This window comes from Paracoccus sp. S1E-3, assembly GCF_013868135.1.
GTDB lineage: Bacteria > Pseudomonadota > Alphaproteobacteria > Rhodobacterales > Rhodobacteraceae > Paracoccus.
Window position 1 is genome coordinate 22,395 of record NZ_JACEMU010000005.1, and the last position, 16,372, is coordinate 38,766.

The 16,372-nt window shown below is 62.6% G+C and carries 15 protein-coding genes and 1 pseudogene; 4 read left to right on the plus strand and 12 right to left on the minus strand.

What is annotated here, in order from left to right; all coding sequences use genetic code 11:
• The first annotated feature begins 126 nt into the window (after nt 1-126).
• Nucleotides 127-486, plus strand: coding sequence for a LysR substrate-binding domain-containing protein (locus H1S04_RS10185; protein ID WP_370470520.1), 360 nt, complete (start codon nt 127-129; stop codon nt 484-486).
• A gap of 34 nt (nt 487-520) precedes the next feature.
• Nucleotides 521-844 (plus strand): hypothetical protein, encoded by a 324-nt coding sequence (locus H1S04_RS18515; RefSeq protein ID WP_220185196.1) that lies wholly within the window; start codon nt 521-523, stop codon nt 842-844.
• A 49-nt stretch (nt 845-893) separates the two neighbouring features.
• Here H1S04_RS18515 and H1S04_RS10190 read toward each other — a convergent pair whose 3' ends face one another.
• On the minus strand, nt 894-1,604 hold the full coding sequence (locus H1S04_RS10190) for an FMN-dependent NADH-azoreductase (RefSeq protein ID WP_181745502.1): 711 nt from the start codon (nt 1,602-1,604) through the stop codon (nt 894-896).
• A gap of 119 nt (nt 1,605-1,723) precedes the next feature.
• Between H1S04_RS10190 and H1S04_RS10195 the strand changes: the two genes are divergently transcribed.
• The gene (locus tag H1S04_RS10195) at nt 1,724-2,611 is read left to right on the plus strand and encodes a LysR substrate-binding domain-containing protein (protein ID WP_181745503.1); all 888 of its coding nucleotides are present in this window, start codon (nt 1,724-1,726) and stop codon (nt 2,609-2,611) included.
• Between the two features lie 48 nt (nt 2,612-2,659).
• On the opposite strand, the gene H1S04_RS10200 is transcribed toward H1S04_RS10195, so the two are convergent.
• The 3 genes from H1S04_RS10200 to H1S04_RS18910 all read right to left on the minus strand — a co-directional run bounded on the left by H1S04_RS10200 (nt 2,660) and on the right by H1S04_RS18910 (nt 4,511).
• Complete coding sequence (locus H1S04_RS10200) at nt 2,660-3,019, minus strand: MerR family transcriptional regulator (protein WP_181745504.1); 360 nt, start codon at nt 3,017-3,019, stop codon at nt 2,660-2,662.
• Between the two features lie 111 nt (nt 3,020-3,130).
• A complete protein-coding gene (locus H1S04_RS10205; protein WP_220185189.1) occupies nt 3,131-3,295 on the minus strand; it encodes a hypothetical protein in 165 nt (54 codons plus the stop codon).
• Between the two features lies 1 nt (nt 3,296).
• A complete protein-coding gene (locus H1S04_RS18910; protein ID WP_367275803.1) occupies nt 3,297-4,511 on the minus strand; it encodes an NAD(P)-dependent alcohol dehydrogenase in 1,215 nt (404 codons plus the stop codon).
• On the opposite strand from H1S04_RS18910, the gene H1S04_RS18915 reads away from it, so the two are divergent.
• Nucleotides 4,428-5,915, plus strand: a complete 1,488-nt coding sequence (locus tag H1S04_RS18915) for a LysR family transcriptional regulator (RefSeq protein ID WP_181745506.1) — start codon at nt 4,428-4,430, stop codon at nt 5,913-5,915. The two genes, H1S04_RS18910 and H1S04_RS18915, sit on opposite strands and share 84 nt — an antisense overlap.
• Here the strand turns inward: H1S04_RS18915 and H1S04_RS10220 are convergent.
• The 8 genes and pseudogenes from H1S04_RS10220 to H1S04_RS10260 form a co-directional block, all read right to left on the minus strand.
• On the minus strand, nt 5,896-6,219 hold the full coding sequence (locus H1S04_RS10220) for a YciI family protein (protein WP_181745507.1): 324 nt from the start codon (nt 6,217-6,219) through the stop codon (nt 5,896-5,898). The two genes, H1S04_RS18915 and H1S04_RS10220, sit on opposite strands and share 20 nt — an antisense overlap.
• Before the next feature lie 418 nt (nt 6,220-6,637).
• The gene (locus tag H1S04_RS10225; RefSeq protein WP_181745508.1) at nt 6,638-6,787 is read right to left on the minus strand and encodes a hypothetical protein; all 150 of its coding nucleotides are present in this window, start codon (nt 6,785-6,787) and stop codon (nt 6,638-6,640) included.
• Nucleotides 6,784-7,455 (minus strand): annotated as a pseudogene (locus H1S04_RS10230) (response regulator transcription factor). Before H1S04_RS10230 ends, H1S04_RS10225 begins: the two are co-directional and overlap by 4 nt.
• A gap of 63 nt (nt 7,456-7,518) precedes the next feature.
• On the minus strand, nt 7,519-7,698 hold the full coding sequence (locus H1S04_RS10235) for a hypothetical protein (protein WP_181745509.1): 180 nt from the start codon (nt 7,696-7,698) through the stop codon (nt 7,519-7,521).
• A gap of 355 nt (nt 7,699-8,053) precedes the next feature.
• Entirely contained in the window at nt 8,054-8,368 is a 315-nt protein-coding gene (locus tag H1S04_RS10245; RefSeq protein ID WP_085502597.1) for a type II toxin-antitoxin system RelE/ParE family toxin, read from the minus strand.
• The gene (locus tag H1S04_RS10250) at nt 8,365-8,631 is read right to left on the minus strand and encodes a hypothetical protein (RefSeq protein WP_220185190.1); all 267 of its coding nucleotides are present in this window, start codon (nt 8,629-8,631) and stop codon (nt 8,365-8,367) included. Before H1S04_RS10250 ends, H1S04_RS10245 begins: the two co-directional genes overlap by 4 nt.
• A gap of 174 nt (nt 8,632-8,805) precedes the next feature.
• Entirely contained in the window at nt 8,806-14,793 is a 5,988-nt protein-coding gene (locus tag H1S04_RS10255; RefSeq protein WP_181745511.1) for a DEAD/DEAH box helicase, read from the minus strand.
• Nucleotides 14,790-16,355, minus strand: a complete 1,566-nt coding sequence (locus H1S04_RS10260; RefSeq protein ID WP_181745512.1) for a hypothetical protein — start codon at nt 16,353-16,355, stop codon at nt 14,790-14,792. The genes H1S04_RS10255 and H1S04_RS10260 overlap by 4 nt, the downstream gene beginning before the upstream one ends.
• Nucleotides 16,356-16,372: the final 17 nt, after the last annotated feature.

A 16,372-nucleotide genomic window follows, 5' to 3' on the forward strand; every position in this document is an offset into this window, starting at 1 on the left:
GGACTGACCCGGTCCGCCCATTTCTGTCGCCGAGCGCCGCAACGGATCGCGACCATAGCCAACGATTTCCGCGATCGTCCCGCTGGCGTCTTGAGGCTGAGCATACCGCGCACGGTCGTCGCCCGCGTGCTGACACCCAGATTCCGGGCCTTCGCCGACCAATACCCGGACGTCACCCTAGAGATCGCGGCCGAAAACGGCTTCGTCGATATCGTGAAGCAGGGTTTCGACGCCGGCATACGGTTGGGCGAAAGCCTCGACCGGGACATGATCGCGGTGCGTGTGTCACCTGATCTCCAGAACGGCGGTGGTCGCATCGCCGGCCTACCTTTCAATGTACCCGCCGCCGGAATCGCCCCGAGATCTGCGCCGCCATCGCTGTATCGGCTGGCGTCAGGCCGGAAGCGGCGCGCTTTATCGGTGGGAGTTCGAGTAGGACGGACGCGCACTCAGCGTCGCCGTCAATGGCCCGCTGGTTCTCGATGATCCGGACCTGATGGTGAGTGGGCGTTGGAAGGCATTGTCGCTGTATAAGCCCGCCGGCATCCTCGTCCCTGATGAGCGCGAAGAGTGCTATGAAAGAACTGACGAAATCGCCGGCCTCATGCGCCGATTGCTCGCTGTCCCCGGCACGATGATTTCGCGAAACAACTTCTGTATCCTTCACGGCGATCTGGCGCTTCTGCGTGCCGACTGGACCCTGGTCGGCGACGACGGCGCGACCGTAGCCGAGGGCAGCTCCACCGTGGTGATTCGCAAACAGAATGATGGCCGATGGCTCTATGTCATCGACCATGCATCGGGAGCGAGACTTCCACGCAGTGCCGACAATCGTACAACGTAGTTCGCGACGGCTGCACCCCGATGCTTCGGCCTGGGCATCTGGGCCGCGTCTATGTGGTGGCATAGACAGGCGCGATTGCGCCCTCCGTCTCCGCCACCAGCCTGCCGACCAGTTTGTCCACCCCGACTTCGGCGTCACGGATGGAAGCCTCCAGCCGTTCGTCGGCAAACTCATCATATTCGATGGCGACGTAATGCGCTTCGGTCAGGCCCAGATACCCCATAGGCACGGCGATGCCGCGCTCGACGAGATTCATCGCCTCCAGGCGTCCGCCCGCGTCATAGCCATAGTCGCCGCGCGAGGCGAGAATGACGAGCCGCTTGCCCGGCTCCAGCATCGGCCAATAGGGCTCGCCTTTCCGGCTGCGGTCGAAACCGAAGGTCATGCCGACGCGCACCACATTATCAATCCACGCCTTCAGTTGGGCCGGAACGCCGAAATTGTACATCGGCGCGCCGATCACGACGAGATCCGCACGGATCAGCTCGGCGACCAGCGCGTCGCTTTCCGTCAACCTGTCCCGCGCCGCGCCGTCCCGCCGCTCCGGCGGCGTGAAGGCCGCAGCGATCCAGTCGCCGCTAACCGGCGATGGCGGTACGCGACCGATATCGCGATAGGTCACGAAGTCGCCTGGACGAAACCCCGTCCAGCGCTCGATGAACCGATGGGTCAGACGGCGGGTGTGCGAGCCGCGTGCATCGGTTCCCGAGCGTCCACCGCGAGCGCTGGAATCGATATGCAGGATATTCTGAACGGTCATATTGTCTCCATGGAACTGACGGGCTCATGTGTTGGCCCTTGCTATCGTCGCAAAATGTCTGCTTTCTACTGGACTAACAAAATCGAATCCCTCAGCCGATAGACAAGTACAATTCATCCATGCTTCGTCCTCGGAAACTGCCTCCGCTTCCCGCGCTACGCGCGTTCGAGGCCGCCGCCCGACATCTAAGCTTCCGCATGGCGGCCGAGGAGCTTGCCGTGACACCGACGGCGATCAGTCATCAGGTGCGGCTTCTGGAAGAAACACTCGGCCTGACGCTGTTCGAGCGCCATGTCCGCCGCGTATCGCTGACCAGGGCGGGGACGCACCTCTATCCCGTTCTGCGCGATGGCCTCGATTCCTTTTCGCGCGCCATCACCGAGCTTTATCCTCAAAGCCAGCGACGGGCCGTGACGGTGACGGCGACGACGCTGTTTACCGCTCGCAGGCTCATTCCGGCGCTCGGGGCGTTCCAGCAGGCATGGCCGCAATACGAACTGAGACTTCACGCCACCGACGAAGCCGTCGATCTCCTGAGCGGCGCAGCCGACATCGCTGTTCGGTACGGCGGCGGCCCGTTTCCGGATCTTGTCGCCGAAGCCTTATGCCGCGAGCGCTTCGGCCCAGTGTGCAGCCCATCGCTTGCCCTGTCACAGCCCGAGCAGCTCGCGGCAATGATGCTGATCCATTCGGAATGGCATCGCCGTGACATGCAGCCCGGCTGGGAACGCTGGCGATCCATGGTCAACCTTCCTTCACTGGATACCACATCTGGCCTCCGCTTCACCGACGAAAGCCACGCGATCCAGGCGGCCATCGCCGGGCATGGAGTCGCGATCGCCAGCCTCGTTCTCGTTGAGGACGAACTGGCGCGCGGCGTCCTCGTTCATCCGTTCGGCCCCGTCATTGAGGGGCATGAGTATCATCTGGTTGCGACACCGGAAAACATGGCGAGCGAAGATATTCAGGCCGTGTGCGGTTGGCTGAAGGTCATCGGTTCGCGATAGCCTCAGCATCCGCCGTGCCGGAATGCGACGCAACGGTTGCATGGCCCTTCAGGGCGTCCGCCTTTCCATGTTGTCAAGTAGGCCGGCCAGCACAGTGTGGCTGTCCGTCAGCATGGCGACCTTTTTCTCGACCGCGGCAATCTGCTGGCGCAGGGTCGCCTTCAATTCGTCGCACGGCTCGAATTCACCGCGCCCTTCCAGCGAACAGGGCAGGAACTGCCTGATCGTCGGCAGCGTCATCCCGGCCATTCCAAGGCTTTTGATCCGCTCGACGGTCTCGACCGTCGCGGTCTCATACTCGCGATAACCGCTCGATGTCCGCGATGGCGCCAGCAATCCTTCGCTCTCGTAGTAGCGCAACATTCGAATGCTGACATTCGTGCGCCGCGAAAGCTCGCCAATCTTCATGAACAACCCTTGACCCTGACAGCACTGTCATACCTTAAGGCTTCGGCTCCTTGGAACAAGATCAATCAGGAGCCGACATCATGCCAGTCGATTTTGCCCATCAGACCCAGCTCAACGGCCGCGACGCAACCGCAGCCGATCTCGCGCCCCTGTCCGGCTACCGGCATAGTTGACCGCAACGGCCGCGCCTGCGTCGGCCGGCGCACGCGCAATCCCCGCGCCGATACCCTTCGAGGCGACGGTGACGATCGCGACCCTGTTATGAAGTGCAGCCATGTCACTGCCCCTCCAGATCGATGACAATCTTGCCGAATGGGCCGCGATCGAGATGGTCGAGAGCGGCGGACAAGTCCGAGAACGGGTAGCGCGTGTCGATGACGGGCTTGATCCCGGCCCGATCCGTGGCAGCGACCAGATCCTCCAGCGCGCGCCGGTGTCCGACGCCGATGCCGTGGACCTCGACATTCTTCAGCATGAGAGGCCCTACCGGCGCCGCGATCTCGAAACCTTCCATCACGCCGATCTGGTAGATCTTGCCGTTGATGGCGGCGGCTTGAACGGCCTTGGCAAGGTGCGGGCCGCCGACGAGTTCGACGATGTGGTCCACGCCGTAGTCGCCGGTAAGGCCGTATACCGCCTCGACCCAATCCTCCGTCGTGCGGTTGATACCGTGATCGGCACCGAGCGCCTTCGCTCGCTCGAGCTTGTCGGCGCTACCGGACACGACGATTGCCTGCGCGCCATGCGCTTTGGCGATCTGGAGGGCGAACAAAGCCACGCCGCCGGTGCCTTCGACAAGAACCGTCTCGCCGGCATGAAGCCTGCCCTTTTCGACCAATCCGAACCAGGCCGTCAGTCCCGCGCACGGCAAGGTGCTCGCCTCAGCGTCCGAAAGTGTCTCCGGCGCCCGGACCAGCCATTCCTGCGGAAATGCAACATACTCGGCCAGAACGCCGGGGTGGACGCCTCCCAGCGTGCGATAGGGCGGCGTGCGCGCGTCGCCCAAGGGCGGCCCGTCGATCCAACCGGGCGCGAAAGTCGCGATAACCCGCTCGCCTTCAACGAAGCGGGTGACGTTCTCTCCGAGCGCCACCACGGTTCCGGCAAAGTCGGAGCCGGGCGTGAACGGGAATTCGAGAGGCAGACCCATGCCGCCCTCGATCACCAGCTTGTCACGGTAGTTCAACGACACCGCCGCGACCTTCACCAGAACCTCGCCCGGCAGAGGTTCCGGAATCCGGACCTCCCGCAGTTCCAAGGCATGCCGGCCAATCTCACTCATCTCCCAACGTTTCATCGTTTGCGTCATCGCAAGCTCCTTTGCAGTTGAGCGAGTGGTATATCGTTGAAACGAAGTTGCCGGTGGTGATAAGAATTCCGCTGATCGGTTCCTTTTGGATGACAATGAATGGATGTTTCGCTGTCCGGCGTGGATGTGTTCGTCGCCGCCGTGGAAAACGGCAGCTTCGCGGCCGCCGCCGACCGGCTGCATCTCACGCGCTCGGCCGTCGCCAAGGCCATCGCGCGGATCGAGACGCGTCTTGAAGTGAGGCTGTTCCACCGCACGACGCGCAGCCAGAGCCTGACCGAGGACGGCCAGATCTATTACGAGCGATGCGTCCGCGCGCTCGAGGAGCTGCGAGCGGGCGAAGCCGCGCTCGATTCCGGCCGGCGCGAGGCATCGGGACGGCTGCGCGTATCGGTGCCCGTGCTGTTCGGGCGGCGCTGCGTCGCCCCTGTCCTCGCGCAACTGGCGGCGAACCATCCCAGGCTGGAGCTCGATCTTTCTTTCAGCGATCGACGGGTGGACATCGTAGAGGACGGCTTTGACCTCGCGATCCGGAATGGCGAGGTCGGTCCGGGTCAGGGACTGATGACGCGCACGATCAGCCTCCAGCGTATGACGGTCTGCGCCGCGCCGGACTATCTCGCCGCTCACGGAACCCCGAAAACGCTCGATGATCTTCAAGCGCATCGCGGCGTCGTTTATGGCCGCGCGGGTCGCATCCAGACTTGGCAATTCCCGATCGAGGCGGACAGGCAGGTGCGCGAGGTGACGCCCCCGAACCGGCTTCGCTTCGACGACCTTGAGGCCATCGCGGATGCGGTCGAGGCCGGACACGGTCTCGCCTGGCTCCCCTGCTGGCTGATCAGGGACCCAATGCGACAGCCCGGTATTGTCGGGCTGGCTGCGCACGCGTTCCAGAATCGGATCGACGATGCCGCGGATTTCGGCCTTGATGACGTCGGCATGCTGCTGCGGCTCGGGCACAAGGAAGTTGCCGTGCTCGTCCATCCCCTTGTTCACCAGCGCCGCGCCAAGGCCATAGAACCAGCGGCGCAACTGATCAGAGGGCACGTCCTTCAGCCCCAGAAAATCGCCCACCGCGCGCACGCTGACCGGTTCCAGATATTCGGTGACGATATCGCCGCGGCCCTTGTCCTTGATCCCGGCCAGCACCTTGCGGGCGATCGGGCGGACCAGATCGTCGACATAGGCCGGCACCCGGTTCTTGCGCAGATGCGGGTCGATGAAGGACCGCAGTTCGGTATGCAGCTCTCCTTCCGAGGACAGCACGTTGCCCTGACCGAACAGGCGCATATGCGCCGGATCGGAAGCGCCGTGGAAATGCTGGCTGTCCATCGCCACCTGCCGGACCTCGTTCCAGCGCGTGACCAGCCACATCTTCATCGAGGGCACCCAGGCGATGGGCGTATCCTCGCGCAGCCGGGCATAGATCGGATAGGGGTCGCGGCTAAGCTCCTGCTCCAGCAGCACGGGGTCGATCTGCGCCAGCCAGTCGGGCGTATAACTGGTTGCTTCGGTAACTGTCATCATCTCCTCCAAAATGACCGTGTGGCGATCCGGGGCGGCGTCAGGTCGCCGCCGCGCTGACCGCTTCTTCTTCGAGATACGGATTGCCGCGACGCCAGTGCCACGGATGGATCTCGACGGTTTCGAACAGCCCGGCCTGATTGTACGGGTCGGCATCGACAAAGCTTTGCGCCCCGGCCACGCTCTCCGCCTTCAACACGATGAGCGATCCCCGTTCGGTCCCATCGGGGGACAGAAGCGGACCGGACTGCAGCACCCTGACCCCCGGCGCGCCGCCGTCGAGATGGCGCATGTGGCGCTGTTTGGTCTGGGCGCGCAGCGCCTGCAATCCGGGTCGGTCGGCGGCGATGACTGCAAGAAACATCTTAGGCCGCCCGGACAGGAATTAAGGTGCTGCCCGGTTTCTGGCCCAGGTCGGACAGGTCGGGGTCTTGCTGCCGAAGCGGCTGCGGTTGACCGGCTGCGCAACCGAAAACTCCAATCAACGAACTGCGCGCGGTCGCGAAAGACGACCATTGGCGGCCGAAATGCCGGTTTTTCATGTTTTTCCTCCGCTTGCGACGAGAGGCGGGGATGCCGCCTGTGCCGATCGACAGCCTCCTCGCCATCGTTATGCGGCATTTATGACAGATCGGATGCAATACCATCAAATGATAAAAGTGAGGCACATAATACCTAATTGGTATGTTTCGTGGCTGGGGTGCCTTGTCCAAGATAGGCCTGATGTTGGTGCGGAGACGGTTCCCCCCCAAAAGTGCAGACCAACGGCCAGCTTGCTAAGATCAACGCGGCGATCGAACGGCTGCTCGATCTCCTCGGAAGCGTTGGGGATGCACAAGGAAGCTGCCAAGACTGACCGCCGTGAACAGGGCCGCCAGCCGCAGCGTCAGCCGCATCGGCGTGGCCGACAGAAGCTCGCGCCAGCGGTTCATCCGTCGATCCGGTAGCCGGCGCCATGGACGGTCTGGATCAACTCGGTCGCAAAGGGCTTGTCCAGCTTGGCGCGCAACCGCGAGATATGGCTTTCGACCACATTGGTCTGCGGATCGAAGGTCAGGTCCCAGACCGCTTCCAGCAGCATGGTGCGCGTCTGCACCCGGCCCTTGCGGCGCAAAAGGCATTCAAGCAGCGCAAATTCGCGCGGCAGCAGGTCGATGTCGATGCCTGCGCGGGTGACCTTGTGCCGGATCAGGTCCATGCGCAGATCGCCGGCGGTCAGCACACTTTCATCCTCCCGCCAGGCCGGGCGACGGCCCAGGGCACTAATCCGGGCCGATCATTCGCCAAAGGCGAACGGCCTGACCAGATAGTCGTCACCGCCCGCGTTCAGCCCCTCGATCCGGTCATCGACTCCGCCGAGGGCAGTCAGAAAGATCGCGGGAGTCATGTTTTTGGAAGCGCGCAGGGTGCGAACCAGCGACAGCCCGTCGAGATCGGGCAGCATCCTGTCCACGACCAGCACGTCAAAATCATTGGTCTGTGCGATGATCAGCCCGTCGCGGCCATTTCGGCACAGATCCGCGACGTGGCCTTCCTCCTGCAGGCCCCGTAAGATGTAATCGCGGGTGGTGCGGTCATCTTCGATCACCAGAATGCGCATCAGGATACCCTTCTACGGCCGGCCCCGAAAAGGGCCGGCGATTTCGGTTGTCCGGGCGCGGTCTCAGCTCGCATCATCGGCGTCTTCGCCCTGCTCGCCCTGTTCCTGTCCGTGTTCGCCGGCGGCTTTCGTCATCGTGCCATCGGTCGACATGGCGAATTCTTGCGTGGTGCCGTCGGCATTGGCAAGCTCGACCTCGATCGGGCCCGGTTTGCCGTTTGCATGTCCGGCGCTGATCGCCATGACCTTGCCGGCGGCGCCCTGCTCGGCCTTGCTGACCAGTTCGGCCAGCGGCGCGCCAAGCTGGGCCGGGTTGACAATATCGCCAGTGACCTGGCCCCCACCGCGGCGGTTTTGTCGGCCAATGTCTGCGGCTGCCCGCTAATGCGCGCAATTGCAGTTTTTGGTGTCTGGTGTTGATGTGGCGTTGATGTAGAACGCGCAAAGGCCGATGGTATGGGAATACCATCGGCCTATCGTTTTGATATTTTGGTTTTTGGTTGCGGGGACAGGATTTGTAAACTGTTTCGCAATGTCCAAAGCGATCATCCCGCCCTGCCTCACAATAGCAGCCTGAGGCCTTGCACGCAACGCATACTCAACTGCGCGCCCTGCTCCGCCGAACCCAATCCGCCCCGCCGTAGCTTACCGCATAGATGAAGACCTCGCGCACGTCATCATCGACTGCGAACACCACGATGCCCTTTCGTCCGGCCGGGATCGCCCGAAGCCCCGGAGAGATCTCATCGCGTCTGCTCCCCTTGTGCGGGGTCAGCGCGAGACTGCGGATCACCTGTTCGATTTCATCAAGCTTGGCCGCAGCACTGGATGCTCCCGCATAGTCAGAGATCCATTCGGCAATCCAGTCGAGGTCGTCGGCTACCGAAGGATGGAAGCGAATGCGGTAGGTCACCTCTCACCAGATGCCAGGCGGGCGCGAGCCCGGGCGAATACCTCATCACCATCAACGAAGGCATCGCGTGGCGTCTGCAGCCTGCTTCGGATCTCGTCGGCGAAGACACCGAGCGCGATCTCGCGCTCCTCCTCGTCCTGGATCATCTGCTCCAGCGCAGCCGCGACGAGCGCAGATTGCGAGGCGAAGACACCTGCCCCGACCTTCTCCGTCAGGAAACGGTGATGGCGGTCCGTGAAACTCAGCGTGGTTTTAACTGTCATGAAAGCCCCCACAGTATGACTACATCATACCTGAAGCAGCTTCGGACTCAATCCATTTCGACGAGCAGCATACAGCATACAGATGATCAATCTGCATTCATGAGCCGGACCTCCCCGAACACCCCACATGCTTCAATAGCAACTTCACCCCCGAGATTCCTTCACCATTCGCGCCTATGTTTTACTTATCGCAATCGGTGCGCCGGCCATTTTGTCCCCACTGACACCGAAGACCGCAACGGAGATCGCCCTGGCCTGCGCCGCTTCCGACGCACTAAAATCATGCCGATGCACCCCATCGACTCGCCATCCTCCAAAGCCCTGATCAAGGTGGATCGTCAGTTGACGCCCATCTTTCAAGGTGATCGCCAGGCTTCTGTTATGCGCCATCTTTGCCTTTGTAAGCAGACGGACATCCGCTCCCGGCACCAGTTGGCACATGACCTCACGCCGCGCCGTGTCGGCGGGAAATGTGTCGTGAAGGAAGCGTGGCTCTTCTCGCGGCCTGCCAGCGAAGGCCAGCGTGATCTCCTTGCGGGCGTCACCTGCGCCCGGCGCAGATTTCAGCACCTCGGACAAAAGCCGAAGCGTGTAGGGTGAAAGCAGATAGCGATCACTGTAAGATAAGCTTTGCACTCCGACAGACTGCATCGCTGCGATCTCCAGCGGAGCCTTTCCTGACAACCAGGACCAGAACCGCCGTCCAAAGCCAGAGGCAGGTCCATCCACATCTGTGCCGATATTCAAAAGATGGGCATTACCCACACCAAGTTCGATCAGCTTCTGCACAGACAATTTTGCACCGATTGCCAACTCGGGTGCAGGCCCCATCAGCACCGGCGCTGTCGTCCCGCTTCCCCATTCAGCCCCCGGAAATGCCTCTGGCGGCCCCATAACCGCGAGAGCCTCGCCACCGACACCGCAATCCAGACTGAGGAAAACCGGGGCATCGCCTGCCATCGGCAGCTGATCCACGCGATGAAAGTCGGCTACCGATGACAAAGCAAAGATCGCCAGCTTGCGAGAAAGATCGAACCCAGCTACCGTCAAAGCTGTGGCTGGCAAGTGAATACGGGGGCGAACCCCGGCCTCCGACAACTTTGCAAGAAGCCGCCGCATCCGCCAGGAGCCAAAATCCCACTCCCCCGGATCGCCATGAAGCCAGATGTCTAGAGAACGCAACCGCCCTGATTGCAACCGCTCGGCGACGAGATCTGTAGCGCTTCGACCCGCCAACCTCGTCCGGGGTCCAAATACCTGCTCACTCGCATCCAGGGCCAACCGCATGCGCAACGCCTGCGCCAGATCGCGCGCACCGGGCCGATTAAGAACAATATCACGCCGGTTGAGATCAGGGCGCAGGATGCACGACGGGCAGCCCTTGCGGCAGCCGTCCGGACAATCCAGCAAAACAAGAGCGCGGTCGAGACAGGCCTCCAGCATCGACGGCTCGGCCATACGCGCAACAAGCCCTGCCCCGCCGGCAGCCCGATCATGGAGGAACAGCGACAGGCGCGCATCCTGTGCTGGCCCGGTCGAACGATCCGTCGCCGGGCCGATTTCGTCCGGCTCGACCCCCAGTCTCTCGGCCAGTGCCTCACGCAAAGCCGCAGCCAGGGCTAGGACCGCTCCGGCAGCAGGGTCGGCAGGCAGCTGCCATTCCCAAACATCTGTTCGCATGATCTGGGCCAGATGCACATTGTGCTGAATGCGTCCGGGCGTATTGGCCGATGGACAATACCCATCATGGGTCAGCTTCAGTCGGCGCCCCAACAGCAACGGCCGGTGAGAACGCATCGTCTTCGACGTGACAGTGGGGATGCCCGGCTGCGGCCTCGGCTCCGCCTCTGCGCGCCCACAATCAAGACAGATGGCGAATCCACCCCCCAATGGCCCCGCCACGGAGGGTGCCACCAACCCCGCCGGATCTGCGCGCATCCGCCCGACGCCATCGCCAAGCGCAATCCAGTCACCACCATGGGCCGAAAGGCGCAAGGGATCGGTTTCAACATGGGCAAGATTTTCATAGCCGACATGGGCAGGTTTAGCCCCGAGGAAACCGGCAGGCCGCAGCACCTTGCGATAACTCAGACCGCTGTGTCCACAGCGCGGACAAACAGCGGGTTCGCCTGCTTCAAGGTCAAAAGAGTGACAGGCCTCGCAGGACCACAACGTGCGCAAATCCTCAAGCCTCGAGGCATCTGTGCCTGCCTCCCACGCCGGTAAGATTCCTTCCGACTGGTGAACAAGACCATCAATCACCAGTTCCGCGCTCGGTGCATATTCCCGGATCGCCTGATCAAGCGGGCGCGATGCCGTGCCACGGCGGAGGTGGCTGGTTCCCTCATCCGCATCAGCTGGACTCTGGGACAGATTGGCGAAGGTCACCACATCGGTCGGGAAGCCATAGGCCGGCGTAAAGCCGCGCCGTGCCAATTCTCCAAGCAAGAACTCCCCTGCAAGACGCCGCGCCCTGAGTTCCATTGCCTTGCGTGCATCTTTGTCAGCTGCCGCCTCCGCACCTTCAAGCAAAGTGCGATGTTCGGTGCGCCAACGCGAAACCAGACGCTCGAACGCATCATGGCATTGCGCGACAAGCGCATACACCGGGCGAGCCTCGAGGCATGTGCCCATAACCAATGGCGCGATCCGGCTCGCCTGCGCTTCTCCCCACGCGCCGGCAAGCGCAATCAAGAAGGCGTCGGCCATGGCCTCGGGAAGAGCCGGCAGATCGGCCGCCTCCCCTGCCCCGAGGAATGCACCGATGCTACCCCTGACGTCCTGTCCGCCGTTCCCGGACAGCCATGCCGTCAACAGGGCGGCGTTGACATGGCGCTGCACCAGCGAGGGGCTGTCGAACCAGACCTTCGGCGCAACGATGGGTCGGCGCAGGAAATCGGCCGGGCTTTCGAAAACCCGGCGATCAAGTGGCAGGTCACGGCAGAAGGTCAGGGTAAAGGCCCAGGACTCCCCCCGTCGGCCGGCCCGGCCCGCACGTTGCCGATAGTTCGAAAGCGCGGGCGGCACGTTGGAGTTTACCACCAATCGCACATCAGCGATATCAACCCCCATCTCCATCGTGGTCGAACAGTTGAGCAGATTGATGCGCCCCTCGCGGAACTTTTCCTCGTAACGTTGTAGCGTTGCCCGTGGAATCTGCGCGGAATGCTCCTGCGCCCGGATATAGGGCGGGAAGGCAGCAAGCCGGTCGTGCAGATCTGTCCAAATTCCGCGTCCACGCAAAACGGCCACCTCGGGGGCTGTCTCGGTCCAACGAGCGACCTCTGCCCGTTGATCGGGTGTCAGTCCGCCGGCATTGGCGACGGGCAGGCGTGGCATGGTGATCTCTGTCATGACTTGCAGGGGGGCGTTCGGACTGCGACCGCCCGCAGACCAGCCATAGGGCCTGCGCGTGACCGGGCAGAGCCAGACACGATCCAGCCGCTCGACGGCGGCGCGCGAGAAATCCAGACGCCAGGCGCCTTGCCCCGTGTCGCGTGCGGCATTGGTGCATATCATCGTCCAAAGAGAGTCCAGAACCTCTCCTGCCCGGTCCTGATCCAACGCCGAATCCGGGCTGCCACCCGTCAACGCATAGATCAGCTGCACCAGCTTGTGACGCTCAGTCCTGGGTCCCGGCCAACGCCTGGCACGGTCCGGCATCTGGTCGGGGGGAGTATTTGCCGCATGGATCGTATTCAGCCGTCCAAAGCGCGGCGCAACAAGCGGCACCATATCCAGCGGCATCTCGACCGACAGCGCCTGACGGAACACCATATCGGCAGCCAGATGCGCAAGGGCTGCCCATCCCTCAGCGTCAATCCCTGCTTGTGCAAGCGGAGCCGGCGGCCCGAAAAGACGCGCCTGCTCCGCCATCTTCGGGAATGTCAGACGCAGCAAGCCCATCGTCTCGGGGTTGTTCTGGACACGCGGGCGACGGAACAGTTCGCGAAACAGAAAGGCTTCGGCAAGTTTCACCGGATCATCGGCCATTTCCTTGCCGATGCGGCGGCTGCGCCAAATGTCTCCGGCAAACTCCGCCAGATCGACATGCCCTGCAAAGCGCTGCACCAGATCGCGCCAGGCGACCGGCGCAGACGCAGCTCCGGTCAACATCGTCAACTCGCGTTCTTTGTCGTCAGCCATATCGTCGAACCCCACGGCCCGAAGCTTTGCCACCTCGCCTTGGAGTTTTGCAACACGGGCAGGGTCGGCAGTCTCCCCCTGCTGCACCCTGTGCCAAAAAAAGGCCCGGGTCAGACTTCGCTCCGCATCCTGTTGCAATTTGGCGGCAAGGCGCGCGACACCCTGACGACTGTCGGTAAAAGTCAGTGCCCGCCGCCCACCGGCGGGCAAACCGGGCACTTGTTCTGGCGGCACTATGTCTTCAATCAGCCCACCAAGCGCATTGCCCAACAGGAAGGCGGGGCCGAAATGCAGACCCATCAATCGGGCGGAACCGGCGCTGTCACAACAGTTTCGATCAGCCGGATCATAAAACAATTGCATCCTGCGGCCACGGACGCCATCTGGTATCGCATTGTCATAGATGCGCCCGTCATCGGCGAGCCATATTCCATCCCCGGCAGACAGCCAGGCAAAACCGCGATCCGCTTCGCCCCCCTCCCCCTCTTCAGGCTCTGCATCAAGCGCGTAGTCGTCCCCTTCGTCCGGCTCGGGCGGCTCCAATCGGGGCTCTGCCCCCCCATGGTAAATACCTTGCAAGAAGACCTGCCCACAGTCTGAACAGGAAACCACTTCGTAAACCGGTGCGCCACAATCGCAACGTGACCGTGCCGAGAACCAGACCGCACCAAAGGGCCAACCCGCTTCATCGCCTGCCAGGTCAGGCTGGCGACACTTGCAGGACGCATCGGGGCAAGCCCAGATCCCACCTTGGGAACGGTGGAAGATATGACCGCGCCATGGCAGCAAGGGCCGCCCCTGGCGGGTCGCAGTCCCCAAAAGATCGAGCAGCTGCGAGGCCTTCGCCCGTTCCTTCGGATTACCTGTTAAAATCTCTGCCACGCGCGAAAGGGGCAAGCCATTCCGGGACATCTCATTGCACAGCTTCTGAACTCTGGGATGCGGTGCCAGAACGGCGGCGGCCTCTTCAGGCGCCATCAGGGCAAGCCTGTCCGGATTCAGTTGAACATCCGGACCCTGTGCGGGCAGAACCGGCGCATCTTCCTTCCCCTCGACAATCGCGACCCGTGCCTCATCCTGACCGGCGAGCGCCGCCGCGAAAGCACGCAGCTTTGCCGGAGCATCCGCTTCGCCACCAATCGTGGCCGAGGTCGCCATCAGCCTCACATCTTCCGAGGCAACTCCGAACCCCGCCCTCACCCGACGCAGCAAAAGCGCCATCTCTGCCGCCTGGCTGCCAATATAGCTGTGGGCCTCATCCAGAACGATCCAGCGCAAGGCACCCTGGCTGACCTCAAGCAACGGCCGGTCCTTCGTCCGCAGCAGCAGATATTCGAGCATGGTGATATTGGTCACCAGAATTTCAGGCGGGCATTCGCGGATCTTCGCGCGCGAGCGCAGTTCGATCCTGTCAGATTTGATCACAGCTTCCCGTTCGGTCTCGGGTGTGTCACCATTCAAAAGCGCGAAGCGGACCCTGCCTCCCAAACCCGCCGCCCAGGCCGCGAGGCGCTCGCGCTGGCTCTCGATCAGGGCGTTCAACGGATAGAGCAGGATAGCCCGCACCCCGCCACCGGGTCTTGGATTGGCCAGGATGTCCTGCAGAATCGGAATCAGGAAGCACTCGGTCTTGCCCGCACCGGTGCCTGCCGTCACTAGAACCGAGCTGTTACCCTCAAGACTGGCACGCCACGCCTCCAGCTGATGCTGACGAGGTTGGCTGTCTCGTGCCATCGCTTTGCCTTCAGCCTGGTCGAGGGCAGTCACAAGACCTTCGCTCAGCAGCCCACCCGCCAGATCGCTCATGGTTTCATTTGCAAGCTGCCATGATTTCGCAACCTCGATCACCGGGTCGGCAATCAGGGCCGCAGGAGAACCCGGAGGCACAGACAGCACACGCAGAAGCAGCGCATTGAGCCCAGTTGATGCCAGTCGCGAACGAGCAACCATGCCGCGAGCCGAACGCTGCGCCAGGTGATCGAGTGCCGGTATAAGATTTGAATTGGATTGGGTCATCGGGTCGCTTCCAATGCGAGAGTCAGGGCGGCAGGCAGAGCCGTATCAAACCAGACCGGATCAGCCGCGCGCAGAGCAATGAGCTGCAGATACTCTTGGGGGGTGGGGTTTGATCGCCCCCCCGTTGCAACTTCGGCTGCAACCAGTGGGGCGTGCAACAGCGGGCGGGCGTCATCGGTCCCCGGCAAGGCAACTTTCAACTTCCGGGCTGACAAGCCCGACACACCATCGGGCAGGCGGGAAAAACGACGAAGCGCATCCTGCGCCGCATCTGCAAGACGATCGCGAGCTTTGGGCACGGCCAGTGGGATAGAAGCACCGGTCGCCGTCAGTGCCTGGGGCCATTCGCCGGCCCGTGCAAAAGCCTGCCCAAGATGCACCGCCAACTCGGGCCGCAATGCAATGATTTCCCCGGCGGCCTTCGCCAGCCGCTCCGCCACCAGCGAGCCGATATCTTCCTCACCGATACCCGCGTTGCGCAGCCGATGGCGCAACCCATCCCGAACAGAAACCAGCGCTTCGGTCCAGGCGGCGCAAGAAACCAAAGGCCACCATAAGGGGCTTTCGGTCTCTGTCAGCAGGGCTGCGGCACGATCTGCACGGCCAACACGCAGCAGAAGCGCTACCGCAGCGGCAGGCACGCGGGCAAGAGCCTGCACCTGATCAAGCGCAGAAGCATCCCCGGCATCTCTGACCGCAAGGATCAGGCTCCATATCCTGTCCCATCCAATGTCATCGGGTTCAGGCAGCAAACGCCGCCACTCCTGTGCGTAATCCTGAAGGCGCTGCTCACGCGAAGACCATTCTCCGGGTTGCGCCGACCAGACCATAGGTCGCATTACACCACGGCTTTCCGAATAGCCCTGGACAAACCAAAGCCCATCACCATCTCCGAGCCAAACTGCCGGGTCCGTGCGGCTTTCGACATTAACCCTCACGATCCGGGCAGGGTCATCGAGACAGACCGCCGTCAGGCGCGTCACACCTGTCCCCAGATGCCAGAAGGGTCCCGCAGGCTCGGCACTCCAATCATATCGGCCGATCTCCAGTCGGGGCGTTTCCTGCCCACCTCCGATGAGACGCAAATTCACCCGACCATCGGCGCTTTGCAGCGCGAGGGCCTGATCAATCACATTGCTGAACTGGATCAACGGCACCGCCCCACCCGCGGAAAAGGCCACAGGCGCCCCGCCAAGAGCCATACGCAACTGCACAGCCCCGCCGTTTGCGGGCAAAACACCACGCCAGCCGGCCATCCCCTGTCTGGAAATCGGACGATTTCCCGTCACGCGCGCGCCCTGTGCATCAATAAGCCGGGCCACGCGAGAGGGCCAAAGGCCCGTCATGGCCAAGGTTTCCCCGTTGCGCGGATCGGACAGCCGAATATCCAGAGACGCCGGTTGTCCTTCAACAGTGAGCTCCAGCACCGCACGCCCGTCCGCACCGATCACGGCAGCTTCCCGATGCCCTCCGCCCCCAAGATGCAGATGAAGGCCCTGCGGCAGGCCAGAGGCTTGAAGACGAACCTCTCCATCAGAAATCTCATGCAAAGAGATCTTCATCGTTTCCGGCAAGACAA

What these genes read in the sequence shown, in the direction of transcription:
- H1S04_RS10205 (WP_220185189.1), bottom strand. Translation starts at nt 3,295, where the DNA reads ATGGCTGCACTTCATAACAGGGTCGCGATCGTCACCGTCGCCTCGAAG.
- H1S04_RS10225 (WP_181745508.1), bottom strand. Translation starts at nt 6,787, where the DNA reads ATGAACCGCTGGCGCGAGCTTCTGTCGGCCACGCCGATGCGGCTGACG.
- H1S04_RS10250 (WP_220185190.1), bottom strand. Translation starts at nt 8,631, where the DNA reads ATGACAGTTAAAACCACGCTGAGTTTCACGGACCGCCATCACCGTTTC.
- H1S04_RS18915 (WP_181745506.1), top strand. Translation starts at nt 4,428, where the DNA reads ATGGATGTTTCGCTGTCCGGCGTGGATGTGTTCGTCGCCGCCGTGGAA.
- H1S04_RS18910 (WP_367275803.1), bottom strand. Translation starts at nt 4,511, where the DNA reads ATGCAGCCGGTCGGCGGCGGCCGCGAAGCTGCCGTTTTCCACGGCGGC.
- H1S04_RS10220 (WP_181745507.1), bottom strand. Translation starts at nt 6,219, where the DNA reads ATGTTTCTTGCAGTCATCGCCGCCGACCGACCCGGATTGCAGGCGCTG.
- H1S04_RS10260 (WP_181745512.1), bottom strand. Translation starts at nt 16,355, where the DNA reads ATGAAGATCTCTTTGCATGAGATTTCTGATGGAGAGGTTCGTCTTCAA.
- H1S04_RS10200 (WP_181745504.1), bottom strand. Translation starts at nt 3,019, where the DNA reads ATGAAGATTGGCGAGCTTTCGCGGCGCACGAATGTCAGCATTCGAATG.
- H1S04_RS10235 (WP_181745509.1), bottom strand. Translation starts at nt 7,698, where the DNA reads ATGGCGATCAGCGCCGGACATGCAAACGGCAAACCGGGCCCGATCGAG.
- H1S04_RS10190 (WP_181745502.1), bottom strand. Translation starts at nt 1,604, where the DNA reads ATGACCGTTCAGAATATCCTGCATATCGATTCCAGCGCTCGCGGTGGA.
- H1S04_RS10195 (WP_181745503.1), top strand. Translation starts at nt 1,724, where the DNA reads ATGCTTCGTCCTCGGAAACTGCCTCCGCTTCCCGCGCTACGCGCGTTC.
- H1S04_RS10255 (WP_181745511.1), bottom strand. Translation starts at nt 14,793, where the DNA reads ATGACCCAATCCAATTCAAATCTTATACCGGCACTCGATCACCTGGCG.